This is a genomic window from Pseudomonas sp. GWSMS-1 (assembly GCF_049847425.1).
Classification (GTDB): Bacteria; Pseudomonadota; Gammaproteobacteria; order Pseudomonadales; family Pseudomonadaceae; genus Aquipseudomonas.
Map to the genome: position 1 here is coordinate 2,798,771 of NZ_JBMHHV010000005.1, position 14,343 is coordinate 2,813,113.

A 14,343-nucleotide genomic window follows, 5' to 3' on the forward strand; every position below is an offset into this window, starting at 1 on the left:
GGTGTTAGCTACGCACGATAACGGCGGCGTCAGCGGCGACCTTGTCGGCCGCTTTCTGGCGGATCAGCTTTTCCAGCTCATCGACCAGGTTGTCATTACCCAGTTTGAGCGCCGGCTTGCCATCGATATAAATCAGGTTGGGCGAGCCGCCGGTCAGGCCGATATGGGCCTCTTTGGCTTCGCCGGGGCCGTTGACCACACAACCGATCACGGCCACATCCAGCGGCACCAGCAGGTCTTCGACGCGCTGCTCCAGCTCGTTCATGGTTTTCACCACATCGAAGTTCTGCCGCGAGCAGCTTGGGCAGGCGATAAAGTTGATGCCACGGGAACGCAAGCGCAGCGATTTGAGGATGTCGTAGCCAACCTTGATCTCTTCAACAGGATCAGCGGCCAAGGAAATGCGGATGGTGTCGCCGATGCCTTCAGCCAGCAACATGCCCAGACCTACTGCCGACTTGACCGTACCGGAGCGCAAGCCACCCGCTTCGGTAATCCCAAATGCAGCGGTTGTTCGATTTGCTTGGCCAGCAGTCGATAGGCCTCAACGGCCATAAACACATCGGAGGCCTTTACGCTGACTTTGAAGTCGGGGAAGTTCAGACGCTCGAGGTGTTCGACATGGCGCAACGCCGACTCGACCAACGCAGCAGGCGTGGGCTCGCCGTATTTCTTCTGCAAATCTTTTTCCAGCGAGCCAGCGTTGACGCCGATGCGAATCGGGATGCCTCGGTCACGCGCCGCCTCAACCACCGCACGCACACGGTCTTCACGGCCGATGTTGCCCGGGTTGATGCGTAGACAATCGACCCCGAGTTCCGCCACACGCAAGGCGATCTGGTAATCGAAGTGGATATCAGCCACCAGCGGCACCTTGACCTGCTGCTTGATCCGGCCGAACGCCTCGGCGGCATCCATGTCCGGCACCGAGACCCGCACAATGTCAGCGCCGGCATCTTCCAGGCGACGAATCTGCGCCACAGTCGCTGCCACATCGTTGGTATCGCTGTTCGTCATGCTCTGCACGGCTATCGGTGCATCGCCGCCAACCGGTACAGAACCGACCCAGATTTTGCGTGAAATACGACGTTTTATTGGTGATTCGCCATGCATATTACTGCCCACCCAACTTCAGACGCGCGGTCTCACCAGAGATAAAAGGCGCCACATCAACCGGGCTGCCATTGAGGCTGACCTGCGCACCGCGGACATAACCCAGGCGCAGTTCCAGCGGCGCCTTACCAGTCAACTGCAGGCTATCGCCCTTACGCTTGAGGGCACTGAACAGCACTTTGCCATTAGCGTCGGTCAACTGCGTCCAGCAATCGGCAATAAAGTTCAAGCTGACCACCGCTTCGCCTGCGCCAGCCTGAACCGGCGTAGGTGAAGGTTCAGCGGATGCAACAGGCAATGTCTCTACAGCTACCGGAGCGGTAGCCGCGGCGACTGGCGAAAGCGGCTCTTCTGCCTGAGCATCCTCATTAGCCGTTTCAGCAACGGCAGACTCTGGCATAGCGGGCGCACCTTCAGACTGCAGCGGCAAGACAGTTTCGCTCTCCATCTGGGCCGCTTCCACGGCCTGATCCTCTGGCTCATCCAAAGGGTGAATCTGTGTGGTGCCGTCAGCACCGTCCACTTCAACATGCTCAAGGCTGTTAGCGGCAAGGTCTTCAGCCTGACGCTCAGTCTTTTCTTGCCACCAGAAGAAACTCAAGCCAGCCAGGGCGAGCAGCAAAACAAAACTGACCATGCGCAGAATACGCTGCGAGTAGCTCACCGGCCCTTCGATGCGACCCAGGCTGTGTACGCTGCTGCCTGCGGCATCGCTACCAGTGAATTGATCGAACTCCAGCACCAGACGGTTCTGATCGAGCTCCAACAACTTGGCGTAAGCCCGTACATAGCCACGCGCAAAGGTATGCCCAGGCAACTTGTCGAAGGCACCTTGTTCGACCTGATTCAAGCGTTGTGAGGTCAAATTCAACTGCGCAGCGACCTCGGCGACGGTCCAACCGCGGCTCTCGCGAGCCTCGCGCAAAGTCTCCCCCGGATTGATACGGGGAACTGCTAGCACTTCAGGATGCGCCGCTTTCATCATTGCTCCGACAGGTATTGCTGATATTCCGGCGTGCCCGGATAAAGTCGCTTCAACTGCAAACCGAGGCTCGCGGCATTGTCGCGCTCCTCGAAAATCTTCGCCAAACGCACGCCTAACAATAAGCTGCGCGCATTCTGCGGCGCCAAAGACATATAGGCTTCGTAATAGCTACGGGCAGGCACGTATTGTTTGTCCTCGTAGGACAGCTGCGCCATCTCCATCAACGCCCGCGGCTGACGGCTATTCAAGCGCAGTGAGCGTTCAAAATAAGCCTTGGCCTGCTCACGCTGCTGCAACTGCAGCGAAGTCAAACCGAGGTTTTCGAACACCCGCGAACGCTCGGGGTAAAGGTTGTCCTGGGCTGCTTCGGTATAACGCTCCAGTGCTTCCTGGTAACGCTGTTGCTCATACAGAAAGCTGCCGTAGTTGTTCAGCAAACGCGCATCATCACGACGCTGCGAAATGGCCTTGCGAAAGTGCTCATCGGCCAGCTTGGGTTCCATTTCTATCTGGAACACCAACGCCAGCGCGGCGTGCGCGTCAGCATTCGACGAGTCGAGCTCCAAGGCCTTTTTCAACGGCACCTTGGCACGCTCAGTTTGACCTTGTTGCAGATAGCCGATGCCCAGTTGCACATAGGCATCGCGCGCTTCGTCACGACCCTTACCGGTTTTCATCGGATCTACTGTGCCCGTTGTGACACAACCGGCTAACAGACTAGCGGCCAACAGCAATAACGCGGGTCGCAAGGTCATGGGTATCCTCCCCTCAGGTTCGATTGGCGGCGGCACTCGGCGTTTCAGCCTCGTTACTCAATTCACGCACAGCGATATAACGTTCACTACGGCGGGTACGGTCCATTACCTGGCCAACCAATTGGCCACAGGCTGCGTCAATGTCCTCGCCCCGCGTGGTGCGCACGGTGACATTGTGCCCGGCTTTATGCAGCAGGTCTTGGAAACGGCGAATCGCATTATTGCTAGGCCGCTCGTACCCCGAGTGGGGGAAGGGATTAAACGGAATCAGGTTGATCTTGCAAGGCACATCTTTGAGAAGTGCGATCATTTCCTCAGCGTGTTCAATCTTATCGTTTACATCCTTAAGCAGGGTGTACTCGATGGTGAGCACGCGCTTCTCACCCAGCCGCGAAACATAACGCTTACAGGCCGCTAGCAGCATTTCCAACGGATACTTCTTGTTGATCGGCACCAATTGGCTGCGCAGCTCATCATTGGGCGCATGCAGCGACAGCGCCAACGACACATCGATGACCTCGCCCAGCTTGTCGATCATCGGCACCACGCCCGAGGTGGACAACGTCACCTTGCGCTTGGAGATGCCATAGCCGAGGTCATCCATCATGAGTTTCATGGCAGCGACCACGTTGTCAAAATTCAACAACGGTTCGCCCATGCCCATCATCACCACGTTGGTGATCGCCCGGTCAATCTTCGCCGGCACACTGCCAAACGACCTATTGGCAATCCACACCTGACCGATGATTTCAGCAGAAGTAAGGTCGCTGTTAAAGCCTTGCTTACCGGTCGAACAGAAACTGCAATCCAACGCACAACCGGCCTGCGACGAGACACACAAAGTGCCGCGCGTGCCCTGGGGATATAAACAGTTTCAACACAGCTACCTGACGCCACCCGCACTACCCACTTGCGCGTGCCATCAGTGGAAATATCTTCGCTGACCACTTCCGGGCCGCGGATTTCAGCACAGGCCTTGAGCTTTTCGCGCAAGGCCTTGCTGACATTACTCATGGCATCGAAGTCATCGACGCCAAAGTGGTGAATCCACCTCATCAACTGACCGGCGCGGAAACGTTTTTCCCCGATTTGTTCGAAGAATTGTTCCATTTCTGCCTGGGTCAGACCCAACAGATTAGTTTTACCGGTCGATGCGATCATGGTTTCACCCTCACTCAATTCGCTTAGCGAATACGAGCGCAAACTTCAGTGGACGCGAAGAAGTAAGCGATTTCGCGAGCAGCAGAAGCTTCGGAGTCCGAACCGTGGACAGCGTTTTCGTCGATGGAAACCGCGAAATCAGCACGAATGGTACCGGCAGCAGCTTCTTTAGGGTTGGTAGCGCCCATCAGATCGCGGTTAGCCAGAACAGCGTTTTCGCCTTCCAGAACCTGAACGATAACTGGACCGGAGGTCATGAAAGCAACCAGGTCTTTGAAGAAGCCACGCTCGCTGTGCTCAGCGTAGAAACCAGCAGCTTCGCGCTCAGACAGCTGAAGCATTTTCGAAGCGACGACGCGCAGGCCGGCTTTTTCGAAACGGCTGGTGATTTCGCCGATAACGTTTTTAGCAACAGCGTCAGGCTTGATGATGGAGAAAGTGCGTTGAACAGCCATGTGAAACTCCAGAAACAGTGGTTAAAGCGAAAAATTAAACCCGCGAATTATACGCGGGTTTATTGGGATTGCCTAACAGCGTACAGGGCTGACTCAGTCAGCCTCTTCGATCCAGGCAGCCTGAACGGCCTCCAGCACCTTCTCGCCACCGCGAGTCGGATCGTCGCTGAATTCGGGCAGCGCCAGAATCCATTTGTGTAAATCGACAAAATTAACGTAACGCGGATCGACATCCGGCTTGGACTCAGCCAACTGAATAGCGATTTCCAGAACATCAGCCCATTTCAGCGTCATAACAGCTCCTTGAATCAGTGCGGCGCTTCGGCGGCATGATTGAGCGAGTATTTAGGAATCTCGACAGTAATATCTTCATCGCCCACGATAGCCTGGCAGGACAGGCGTGATTGCGCCTCCAAACCCCAAGCCTTGTCGAGCATGTCTTCTTCCAACTCATCCGCCTCAGCCAGCGAATCAAAACCTTCACGGATAATGCAGTGACACGTGGTGCAGGCACAGACGCCCCCACAGGCACTTTCGATCTCGATGTGATGCTCATGCGCCACCTCAAGCACCGACGTGCCGGGCGCAACCTCTACCACCAGACCTTCCGGGCACAGTACAGCGTGGGGCAGAAAGATAATCTGCGGCATGCTTATTCCTCAATCTCATCAAGACTACGGCCAGCCAGCGAGGCTTTGACCGTGGCATCCAGACGACGCGCCGCAAAGGCATCGGTTATCTGGGTCAGTCGTTTCGTTTGCTGCTCAATGGCCAAACCGTCTTTGGCCGCCATGCAGTCACGTAATTGCTGCATCTGCGCTTCGATGGCCAGGCGCTCATCGGCCTCGAGCAAGCGGTCACCATCCGCCAGCAAGGCGGCTTCCACCGCCTCCAGCAAACGCTGAGCATCGACTTGTTGTTCGCGCAACACGCGCGCCACTTTGTCGTCACTGGCGTTTTTGAAGGAATCTTGCAGCATGCGGGCAATCTCGCCATCCGTCAGACCGTAGGACGGTTTGACCTGGATACTCGCTTCAACACCCGACGCCAACTCCAGGGCTGACACGCTGAGCAGGCCGTCGGCATCCACCTGAAAGGTCACACGAATTTTCGCCGCACCGGCCACCATCGGCGGAATACCGCGCAACTCGAAGCGCGCCAGGGAACGGCAGTCACTGATCAGTTCGCGCTCACCCTGCAGCACATGGATCATCATGGCTGTTTGGCCATCTTTGTAGGTGGTGAAGTCCTGGGCGCGCGCTACGGGAATGGTGGTGTTGCGCGGAATCACCTTCTCCATCAGCCCGCCCATGGTTTCTAAACCAAGCGACAATGGAATCACGTCCAGCAGCAGCAACTCTTCACCGTCACCACGCTTATTACCCGCCAAAGCATCCGCCTGGATCGCAGCACCAATGGCCACCACTTGATCGGGATCGATATCGGCCAGCGGCTCACGGGAGAATAATTCGGCGACAGCCTGGCGCACGCGCGGCACGCGGGTCGAACCACCAACCATGACCACCGCCTCGACCTCTTCCAGCTCAATACCCGCATCACGCACCGCACGGCGGCATGCTTTGAGGCTGCGCGCGACCATCGGCTCAATCAGCGCATCAAGCTGCTCGCGACTCAGTTCACCTTGCCAGCCGGCATAGCTGAGCGTGATAGTCGCGTTATTGGTCAGCGCTTCTTTGGCTGCACAGGCGGTTTGTAGCAACAAGCGCTGCTGACCCGGATCCAGGTCTTCCGACACGCCCGCCTGCTGCACAATCCAGCCGGCGATGGCGTAATCAAAATCATCACCACCCAGCGCGCTATCACCGCCAGTGGCGAGCACTTCAAACACACCACCGGTCAGGCGCAGCACGGAAATATCGAAGGTGCCGCCGCCCAGGTCATAAATCGCCACCACGCCTTCAGCGTGCTGGTCGAGCCCGTAGGCAACCGCTGCGGCAGTCGGCTCGTTGAGCAGGCGCAGCACATTCAGCCCAGCCAGACGCGCCGCATCCTTGGTAGCCTGTCGCTGCGAGTCATCAAAATAAGCCGGCACAGTGATCACCGCCCCGACCAACTCGCCACCCAGTGTCGCCTCAGCGCGCTGACGCAGCACTTTAAGAATATCGGCGGAAACCTCGACCGGGCTTTTCGGCCCCTGCACCGTTTCAATAAACGGCATGTGCGACTCACCACCGACAAAGCGGTAAGGCAGCTGCTCACCCAGCTGTTTGACGTCGGCCAGGCCACGCCCCATCAGGCGCTTGACTGACAGCACGGTATTCAAGGGGTCGCCCGAGGCCGCCGCCCTGGCGGCCTCGCCGACCTCAACGTGATCAGCGTGGTAGCGCACTGCGGACGGCAGAATGACCTGCCCGGCGGCATCAGCCAGAGGTTCAGAGAGCCCGCTACGCACAGCGGCGACTAGCGAATTGGTGGTACCCAGATCAATCCCCACCGCCAGCCGGCGCTGGTGGGGCTGAGGGCTTTGTCCGGGTTCAGCGATCTGCAGTAAGGCCATGAGTAATCAATGCTTAGGTATCGGGTGCAGCGCACCAGCGTTAATCGTCGAGGCGCTCTTCCAGCTGGCGAACCTCGTGAGAGAGCTTGTCGAGAAACTGCATGCGGCGCATCAGGCGCTCGGCCTCTTCACGCCGCGAGGCATCGTCCCAACAAACGGCAAAACTTTCATTCAGCTCATCCTGAGCCACCTTCAACCGCCGCTTGAATTGCGCAACCCCAGCCAGGTCTGCACTGTCGTGCAGATCCTCTAGCTCTTCGCGCCACTGCATCTGCTGCAGCAAGAAGCTCGGGTCTTGCACGGTCACTTCCAGCGGCAATTCAGGCCCACTCAGCGCGAGCAGGTAGCGCGCGCGCTGCGGAGGATTTTTCAGTGTTCGATAGGCTTCGTTAAGGCTGGCAGATTGCTCCAGCGCCAAGCGCTGCTCGCGCTCGGAAGCATCGGCAAAACGGTCCGGATGGACATGCCGCGCCAGCTCACGGTAGCGGCTAGCTAGCAACTCCAGGTCCAAACGAAAACCTGGCTTTAGATCAAACAACGCAAAGTGACAAGGAGTACCCACGGGCGCCTCAGATGTTGAAGCTTTCGCCGCAGCCACATTCGCCGCGCACGTTCGGGTTGTTGAATTTGAAGCCTTCATTCAACCCTTCTTTTACGAAGTCGAGCTCAGTGCCATCGAGGTAAACCAAGCTTTTCGGGTCGATGATCACCTTGACCCCAAAGCTCTCGAACACCTGATCTTCGCCGGCAGTCTCATCGACAAACTCCAGCACATAGGCCAAGCCAGAACAGCCCGTGGTGCGGACAGCCAAACGGATGCCCTCACCCTTGCCACGCCCATCAAGCGAGCGACGCACATGCTGAGCCGCTGCTTCGGTCATGCTGATAGCCATCGACAAACCTCCTTAGAGCAAGCCTTTCTTCTGCTTGTAGTCGCGTACGGCTGCCTTGATGGCATCTTCCGCGAGGACCGAGCAGTGAATTTTTACCGGCGGCAGGGCCAATTCCTCGGCCAGCTGGGTGTTCTTGATGGTTTCCGCTTCGTCCAGGGTTTTACCCTTCATCCACTCGGTGGCGAGCGAGCTGGAGGCAATGGCCGAACCGCAGCCATAAGTCTTGAACTTGGCGTCTTCAATAACGCCATGCTCGTTGACCTTGATCTGCAAACGCATCACGTCACCGCAAGCCGGCGCACCGACCATGCCGGTGCCTACGCTTGGGTCTTCCGCGTCCATCTTGCCGACGTTGCGCGGGTTCTCGTAGTGGTCAATGACCTTTTCACTGTAAGCCATGCTGGTATTCCTTCCTCATCAGAGAGTCGCTCTTGCTCGGCGACTACTTAGTGCGCCGCCCACTCGATCTTGGAGATGTCGACACCGTCTTTGTACATATCCCACAGCGGCGACAACTCGCGCAGCTTGGTGACCGCCTCGCAAACCTTCTGCGCGGCGTAATCGACCTCTTCCTCAGTAGTGAAGCGGCCGAAGGTAAAGCGAATGGAGCTGTGCGCCAGCTCGTCATTGCGGCCCAAGGCACGCAACACGTAGGACGGCTCTAGGGAAGCCGAAGTGCAAGCCGAACCGGACGAAACAGCCAAATCCTTGAGCGCCATGATCAGCGACTCGCCCTCAACATAGTTGAAGCTGAGGTTGAGGTTGTGCGGCACACGAGCGGTCATGCTGCCGTTGATGTACAGCTCTTCGAGACCATCGACCTGCTTAAAGAAGCGATCACGCAAAGCCAGAATGCGCTGGTTTTCCTGAGCCATTTCTTGCTTTGCAATCTGGAAGGCCTCACCCATACCCACACACTGGTGGGTTGCCAGGGTACCGGAGCGCATGCCGCGCTCGTGGCCACCGCCGTGGGTCTGGGCTTCCAGACGCACGCGCGGCTTACGGCACACGTACAGCGCACCAACACCCTTAGGGCCGTAGGTTTTGTGTGCAGAGAACGACATCAAGTCGACTTTCAGCGATTGCAGGTCGATTGCGACCTTGCCGGTGGACTGCGCCGCGTCGACATGGAAGAACACACCACGCGAACGGGTCAACTCACCAATCGCAGCGATGTCGTTGATGGTGCCGATCTCGTTATTCACGTGCATGGCCGACACCAGAATAGTGTCATCACGCAACTCAGCCTCGATCATAGCCGGCGTAATCAGACCGTCTTCACCAGGCTCGATGTAAGTGACTTCAAAGCCTTCACGCTCAAGCTGGCGCATGGTGTCGAGCACTGCCTTGTGCTCGATCTTCGAGGTAATCAGGTGCTTGCCTTTGCTCTTGTAGAAGTCGGCAATGCCTTTGATCGCCAAGTTGTTGGATTCGGTAGCACCGGACGTCCAAACAATCTCGCGCGGATCAGCATTGACCAGATCAGCCACCTGGCGACGGGCATTCTCTACCGCTTCTTCGGCCTTCCAGCCGAACACGTGAGAGCGCGACGCTGGGTTGCCGAAGTTACCGTCAACCAGCAGGCATTCGCTCATTTTTTGCGCAACACGCGGATCAACCGGCGTGGTGGCGGAATAATCGAGGTAAATCGGCAACTTCATCAATTCTCTCCTAATCAGGTATCAGGCCAGCTAGCCAGCGCCTAGCGCTCAATCGACGGCGGACGTTTCAATCTTATCTAAGTAAGGCGTACTGCCATTGCAACGGCGCTGATCCTGGCGCTGCGCAACTTCCTGTACTTCACGACGGGTCACCAAGTCAGCAAGACTGATGCCACTGAGAAATTCATGTATCTGCTGGCTGAGATCACACCATAGATGGTGGGTCAGACAGGTATCGCCTGCGTGGCAATCACCCTGCCCCTGGCAGCGTGTGGCATCGACAGATTCATTGACCGCATCGATCACCTCAGCCACCTGAATGCCCTGCATGCCTCGTGACAGCTGATAACCACCGCCAGGCCCGCGCACACTGGAAACCAGGTTGCCACGACGCAGCTTGGCAAACAGCTGTTCCAAGTAAGACAAGGAAATGCCCTGCCGCTCGGAAATATCAGCCAGGGACACCGGCCCACTCTGCGCATGCAGCGCCAGATCAAGCATGGCGGTGACGGCATAACGGCCTTTGGTGGTTAGTCGCATGAGGGTTACCGCGTGGTCGCAATATGCAGCAAGTATGCAATTCCCGAGTATTTAAGTCAACTATAAGACCTAGCGCTCTTGTCGGGATTAAACAGAATGAAGGGCGCGCAGTTTAGCAAAAAAGCGCACCCCAACGCCATCAAGCCGCAGGCTTGTCTGCATCCTTGACCACGTCCCCGAAGTCCTCATTACGCAGCTCGGGAAAATCCTTGGAGCAGTAATCACTACCCAGGGACTTGAGCGCACCACACATACCTTCTAACTGCCCATCGACCGCATGCAGGTGATCAAGCAACTGACCGATAGCACGAGCAATCGGATCAGGCATGTCCTGACCCACACCATAGGCATCGAAGCCGAGCTTCTCGGCAATCGCCTTGCGCTTGGCCTCCTGCTCGTCGTCCGCCTTGACGATAACTCGCCCCGGAATACCGACCGCTGTAGCACCCGCCGGCACTGCCTTGGTGACCACGGCATTAGAGCCAATCTTGGCACCCGCGCCGACCGTAAATGGCCCAAGCACCTTGGCCCCGCACCCACCACCACACCGTCTTCAAGGGTTGGATGACGCTTACCCTTGTTCCAGCTGGTGCCGCCCAGCGTCACACCCTGATAAAGGGTGACGTCATTGCCGATCTCAGCGGTCTCCCCGATCACAATGCCCATGCCGTGATCGATAAAGAAACGCCGGCCAATTTTCGCGCCGGGATGAATCTCAACGCCGGTCATCCAACGGCCAATGTTCGACACCACGCGCGCTAACCACTTCCAACCAGACACCCACAGTGCATGCGCCACACGGTGCAGCCATACCGCATGCAACCCCGGATAGCAGGTAACCACCTCAAAGGTATTGCGCGCCGCCGGGTCGCGATGAAATACGCTCTGTATATCTTCTCGCATGCGCTCAAACATCTGCCTTCTCCTGCCCTGGGTGCTCGCCACGCGCCGCCTTGATGGTTTCCGTCAAGATGCCGCGCAAGATATTCATTTCCAGCTTGCTGACCTCGCTGCGCCCATACAAACGGCGCAGGCGACTCATCAAATGCCGCGGCTTGGACGGATCGAGAAACTTAATCTCAACCAGCGCCTGCTCAAGGTGCGTGTAAAACGATTCCAGCTCATCCGCCGTTACCGGCTGCGAACTCTGCATGGACGTAGTTTCCAGCTTGAGCGTCTTGGTCGGCTGATTTTCTGCCGCCAACCAGGCCATCCGCACCTCATAGGCCAACACTTGCACCGCCGCAGCCAAATTCAGCGAGCTGAATTCAGGATCAGACGGTATATGCACGTGAAAGTGACAGCGCTGCAGCTCATCGTTGGTCAGCCCGGCATACTCACGCCCAAACACCAACGCCACCTGCGCACCTTGCTGCGCCTGCTCGCACGCCGCCACGCCACACTCACGCGGATCCAGCAGCGGCCACGGGATACGCCGATCACGCGCACTGGTGCCGAGCACCAGACTGCAACCCACCAACGCCTCCTCCAGCGTGCCTACCACCTGCGCCGCATTGAGCACATCGTTAGCGCCCGACGCCCTGGCCACCGCGTCAGCGCTCGGGAAATCCTGCGGATCAACCAGCACCAACTGCGACAACCCCATGTTCTTCATGGCCCGCGCCGCGCCACCGATATTGCCTGGGTGACTGGTGTTGACCAAAACAACGCGAATATTTTCTAGCAACGCAAACGCTCACAGACAAGGCTTAGAGGGGCAAATCTTACAGAAGCAACCCACCTTACGCCACGCAAGGTGCAGGTTGTACTTCAACCGCCGGGCTTTTCTGCTAGAATGGCCGGCTTTCTTTAACGACCCAGGTGAACATCCATGCAGCCCATGCTGAATATCGCGCTGCGCGCAGCCCGTAGCGCCGGCGAAATGATCTTCCGCTCGACCGAACGCTTGGACGTCATCTCGGTCGACGAGAAAGAAGCCAAGGATTACGTGACCGAGCTTAATCGCTCCGCCGAGCAGCTGATCATCCAAGCACTGCGCAAGGCCTACCCGACTCACGGCATCTTCGGCAAGGAAAGCGGCCTGAGCGCAGGCAGCGTCGACGGCGCCGACTATGTGTGGATCATCGACGCACTGGATGGCGGCGCTAACTTTATCCGCGGCATTCCGCATTACGCCGTGAGCATCGCCTGCAAATACCGTGGCCGCCTTGAACATGCAGTGGTCATCGACCCCGTGCGCCAAGAAGAATTCACCACCAGCCGCGGCCGTGGCGCTGCCCTCAACGGCCGCCGCATGCGCGTCGGCAATCGCAAGAGCCTGGAAGGCGCACTGCTCGGCACCGGCTTCCCGTTCCGCGACAACCAGATGGACAACCTCGAGAACTACATCGGCATGTTCCGCAGCTTGGTTGGCCAGGCCGCTGGCCTACGCCACGGCGGGGCAGCAAGCTTAGACCTGGCCTACGTTGCCACGGGCCGCTTTGATGCATTCTGGGAGTTCGGCCTGTCCGAGTGGGACATGGCCGCCGGCGCCCTGCTGATTCAAGAAGCAGGCGGCTTGGTCAGCGACTTCAGCGGCAGCCACGAATTTCTTGAAAAAGGCCAGATCGTCGCCGGCAACACTAAGTGTTTCAAAGCAGCCCTTACCGCTATTCAGCCGCACTTATCAGCCTCGCTGAAGCGCTAAATAGCCAACAATAAAAAAGCGCCCACGGGCGCTTTTTTATTGCCTGGACAATTTACTCGACCAACACTAATTCGCCATCACGTACCGGTATCCGCTGACCCGGATCATTGGCCATACGCACCTGGCTGATCTTGCCGTCCAGCTCGTATTTAACGTCATACCCCACCAGCTTCTCACTGGTGTCAGTGACCGTATTGCAGCGCGTTTCGGTGGTGGTGTAGGTGTCGTTTTCCTGCATATTGCCCTGCACCTTATTGCCGGCATAACCACCGCCTACCGCACCGGCGACTGTTGCCAACTTCTTGCCATTACCCCCACCCACCTGATTACCCAGCAAACCACCGACCACTGCGCCAATCGCCGTACCGGCAATCTTATGCTGATCCTTGACCGCCGCCTGACGGGTAACCGTCACGTCTTTGCACACCTCGCGCGGGGTTTTGATGGTTTGGTTAACCGGCTTCACCGCCAGCACTTCCGCATATTTCGGCGCAGTAACGACGTTATAAGTGGCCACCGCCCCGCCCGCCGTTACACCCACCGCACCCAATACGGCGCCGACCAACAAAGACTTATTCATACAAACCTCCTAAACCACTGCTTAGCGCGCAATGCGCCTTAATCCTTGCCTTGGAGCATAAAAAAGCCGGGCAAGTTCAACACATGCCCGGCCTATTCAAACGTTTGCGATGAAACCCACAGAATCAGGGGCGCTCATCGACCTCTTCTTCCACCACTGGCGGAATCAGGTCATCAACCGTCAGGTCAAGCCATACCAGCAGCACGTTAGCGATATAGACAGACGAGTAAGTACCCGCCGCCACGCCGACAAACAGCGCCACCGAGAAAGCGAACAGGTTGTCGCCGGCAAACAGCAACAGCGCACCGATGGCCAGCAAGGTAGAGATGGACGTTGCCATGGTACGCAGCAGGGTCTGCGTGGTGGAGATGTTGATGTTCTCAATCAACGTCGCCTTACGCAGCACCCGGAAGTTCTCACGCACCCGGTCGAACACCACAATAGTATCGTTCAGCGAGTAACCAATGATCGCCAGCAAAGCCGCCATCACAGTCAGGTCGAAGGTGATCTCAAAGAACGAGAGAATGCCGAGGGTGACAATCACGTCGTGGACCAGCGAGACAATCGCTGCCACGCCGAACTTCCACTGAAAGCGGAAGGCCAGGTAGAGCATCACCCCACCCAACGCTAACAACAGCCCCAGCCCACCCTGATCGCGCAGCTCTTCACCGACCTGCGGACCAACGAATTCAACCTTCTTCACCTCAAGCTGCTCACCCGTCTGACGCAGCGCTGCGGCCACATTATTACCCAGCTCAGGATTATTGCCCTGCATGCGCACCACTACATCAGTGGTGGCACCAAAGCTCTGCACCACGGCATCGGCATAGCCAGCACCGGCCAGCTGCTCACGGATTTTACCGAGGTCGGCCGACTGCTCGTAACTCAGCTCGATTTGCGTACCACCGGTAAAGTCCAGCCCCAGGTTCAGGCCTTTGGTAAACAGACTCGCCAGCGACAGCAGCGTCAGGACCACGGTGAGGGCGAACGCAATATTGCGAACCCCCATGAAGTTGATCGTACGATTCATCACAG

General features: G+C 57.6%; 15 protein-coding genes and 3 pseudogenes. 1 reads left to right on the forward strand and 17 read right to left on the reverse strand.

Annotated features, from left to right (window positions below; genetic code table 11):
- Window positions 1-4: 4 nt before the first annotated feature.
- The 15 genes and pseudogenes from ispG to trmJ form a co-directional block, all read right to left on the reverse strand.
- Window positions 5-1,113: pseudogene (gene ispG, locus ACEPAJ_RS16845) on the reverse strand (flavodoxin-dependent (E)-4-hydroxy-3-methylbut-2-enyl-diphosphate synthase).
- Window position 1,114: 1 nt separating this feature from the next.
- Window positions 1,115-2,095 (reverse strand): RodZ domain-containing protein, encoded by a 981-nt coding sequence (locus ACEPAJ_RS16850; RefSeq protein WP_425916359.1) that lies wholly within the window; start codon window positions 2,093-2,095, stop codon window positions 1,115-1,117.
- Window positions 2,095-2,853 carry a type IV pilus biogenesis/stability protein PilW gene (gene pilW / locus ACEPAJ_RS16855; RefSeq protein ID WP_425916361.1) on the reverse strand — a complete coding sequence of 253 codons (759 nt, stop codon included), beginning with the start codon at window positions 2,851-2,853 and terminating at the stop codon, window positions 2,095-2,097. The genes ACEPAJ_RS16850 and pilW overlap by 1 nt, the downstream gene beginning before the upstream one ends.
- Before the next feature lie 13 nt (window positions 2,854-2,866).
- Window positions 2,867-4,014, reverse strand: a pseudogene (gene rlmN / locus ACEPAJ_RS16860) (23S rRNA (adenine(2503)-C(2))-methyltransferase RlmN).
- Window positions 4,015-4,037: 23 nt separating this feature from the next.
- Window positions 4,038-4,469 (reverse strand): nucleoside-diphosphate kinase, encoded by a 432-nt coding sequence (gene ndk / locus ACEPAJ_RS16865; protein WP_274086964.1) that lies wholly within the window; start codon window positions 4,467-4,469, stop codon window positions 4,038-4,040.
- A 93-nt stretch (window positions 4,470-4,562) separates the two neighbouring features.
- Window positions 4,563-4,763 (reverse strand): Fe-S cluster assembly protein IscX, encoded by a 201-nt coding sequence (iscX, locus tag ACEPAJ_RS16870; protein ID WP_274086965.1) that lies wholly within the window; start codon window positions 4,761-4,763, stop codon window positions 4,563-4,565.
- Window positions 4,764-4,777: 14 nt separating this feature from the next.
- Window positions 4,778-5,119, reverse strand: coding sequence for an ISC system 2Fe-2S type ferredoxin (gene fdx / locus ACEPAJ_RS16875; RefSeq protein WP_322950565.1), 342 nt, complete (start codon window positions 5,117-5,119; stop codon window positions 4,778-4,780).
- 2 nt (window positions 5,120-5,121) lie between these two features.
- Window positions 5,122-6,987 carry a Fe-S protein assembly chaperone HscA gene (gene hscA / locus ACEPAJ_RS16880; RefSeq protein ID WP_425916364.1) on the reverse strand — a complete coding sequence of 622 codons (1,866 nt, stop codon included), beginning with the start codon at window positions 6,985-6,987 and terminating at the stop codon, window positions 5,122-5,124.
- Between the two features lie 40 nt (window positions 6,988-7,027).
- Window positions 7,028-7,549: a co-chaperone HscB gene (gene hscB / locus ACEPAJ_RS16885; RefSeq protein ID WP_425916366.1), complete on the reverse strand. Its 522-nt coding sequence runs from the start codon at window positions 7,547-7,549 to the stop codon at window positions 7,028-7,030.
- Between the two features lie 7 nt (window positions 7,550-7,556).
- A complete protein-coding gene (gene iscA / locus ACEPAJ_RS16890; RefSeq protein WP_298187603.1) occupies window positions 7,557-7,880 on the reverse strand; it encodes an iron-sulfur cluster assembly protein IscA in 324 nt (107 codons plus the stop codon).
- Between the two features lie 12 nt (window positions 7,881-7,892).
- Window positions 7,893-8,279 carry a Fe-S cluster assembly scaffold IscU gene (gene iscU / locus ACEPAJ_RS16895; RefSeq protein ID WP_425916369.1) on the reverse strand — a complete coding sequence of 129 codons (387 nt, stop codon included), beginning with the start codon at window positions 8,277-8,279 and terminating at the stop codon, window positions 7,893-7,895.
- 47 nt (window positions 8,280-8,326) lie between these two features.
- Window positions 8,327-9,541, reverse strand: a complete 1,215-nt coding sequence (locus ACEPAJ_RS16900; protein WP_425916371.1) for an IscS subfamily cysteine desulfurase — start codon at window positions 9,539-9,541, stop codon at window positions 8,327-8,329.
- Between the two features lie 48 nt (window positions 9,542-9,589).
- Entirely contained in the window at window positions 9,590-10,081 is a 492-nt protein-coding gene (gene iscR / locus ACEPAJ_RS16905; protein WP_274086971.1) for a Fe-S cluster assembly transcriptional regulator IscR, read from the reverse strand.
- Between the two features lie 139 nt (window positions 10,082-10,220).
- A pseudogene (gene cysE, locus ACEPAJ_RS16910) lies at window positions 10,221-10,996 on the reverse strand (serine O-acetyltransferase).
- A complete protein-coding gene (gene trmJ, locus ACEPAJ_RS16915; protein WP_425916373.1) occupies window positions 10,989-11,768 on the reverse strand; it encodes a tRNA (cytosine(32)/uridine(32)-2'-O)-methyltransferase TrmJ in 780 nt (259 codons plus the stop codon). The pseudogene cysE and the gene trmJ overlap by 8 nt, the downstream one beginning before the upstream one ends.
- 144 nt (window positions 11,769-11,912) lie before the next feature.
- On the opposite strand from trmJ, the gene suhB reads away from it, so the two are divergent.
- The gene (gene suhB, locus ACEPAJ_RS16920; protein WP_425916378.1) at window positions 11,913-12,728 is read left to right on the forward strand and encodes an inositol-phosphate phosphatase; all 816 of its coding nucleotides are present in this window, start codon (window positions 11,913-11,915) and stop codon (window positions 12,726-12,728) included.
- Between the two features lie 52 nt (window positions 12,729-12,780).
- Here suhB and ACEPAJ_RS16925 read toward each other — a convergent pair whose 3' ends face one another.
- Window positions 12,781-13,308, reverse strand: a complete 528-nt coding sequence (locus ACEPAJ_RS16925) for a glycine zipper 2TM domain-containing protein (protein WP_425916379.1) — start codon at window positions 13,306-13,308, stop codon at window positions 12,781-12,783.
- 124 nt (window positions 13,309-13,432) lie between these two features.
- Complete coding sequence (gene secF / locus ACEPAJ_RS16930; protein ID WP_425916381.1) at window positions 13,433-14,338, reverse strand: protein translocase subunit SecF; 906 nt, start codon at window positions 14,336-14,338, stop codon at window positions 13,433-13,435.
- Between the last annotated feature and the right edge of the window lie 5 nt (window positions 14,339-14,343).

Coding starts and splice junctions, on each gene's coding strand:
- ACEPAJ_RS16850 (WP_425916359.1), bottom strand. CDS start 2,095: ATGAAAGCGGCGCATCCTGAAGTGCTAGCAGTTCCCCGTATCAATCCG.
- ACEPAJ_RS16925 (WP_425916379.1), bottom strand. CDS start 13,308: ATGAATAAGTCTTTGTTGGTCGGCGCCGTATTGGGTGCGGTGGGTGTA.
- suhB (WP_425916378.1), top strand. CDS start 11,913: ATGCAGCCCATGCTGAATATCGCGCTGCGCGCAGCCCGTAGCGCCGGC.
- iscA (WP_298187603.1), bottom strand. CDS start 7,880: ATGGCTATCAGCATGACCGAAGCAGCGGCTCAGCATGTGCGTCGCTCG.
- ndk (WP_274086964.1), bottom strand. CDS start 4,469: ATGGCTGTTCAACGCACTTTCTCCATCATCAAGCCTGACGCTGTTGCT.
- iscR (WP_274086971.1), bottom strand. CDS start 10,081: ATGCGACTAACCACCAAAGGCCGTTATGCCGTCACCGCCATGCTTGAT.
- fdx (WP_322950565.1), bottom strand. CDS start 5,119: ATGCCGCAGATTATCTTTCTGCCCCACGCTGTACTGTGCCCGGAAGGT.
- pilW (WP_425916361.1), bottom strand. CDS start 2,853: ATGACCTTGCGACCCGCGTTATTGCTGTTGGCCGCTAGTCTGTTAGCC.
- ACEPAJ_RS16900 (WP_425916371.1), bottom strand. CDS start 9,541: ATGAAGTTGCCGATTTACCTCGATTATTCCGCCACCACGCCGGTTGAT.
- secF (WP_425916381.1), bottom strand. CDS start 14,338: ATGAATCGTACGATCAACTTCATGGGGGTTCGCAATATTGCGTTCGCC.
- iscU (WP_425916369.1), bottom strand. CDS start 8,279: ATGGCTTACAGTGAAAAGGTCATTGACCACTACGAGAACCCGCGCAAC.
- iscX (WP_274086965.1), bottom strand. CDS start 4,763: ATGACGCTGAAATGGGCTGATGTTCTGGAAATCGCTATTCAGTTGGCT.
- hscA (WP_425916364.1), bottom strand. CDS start 6,987: ATGGCCTTACTGCAGATCGCTGAACCCGGACAAAGCCCTCAGCCCCAC.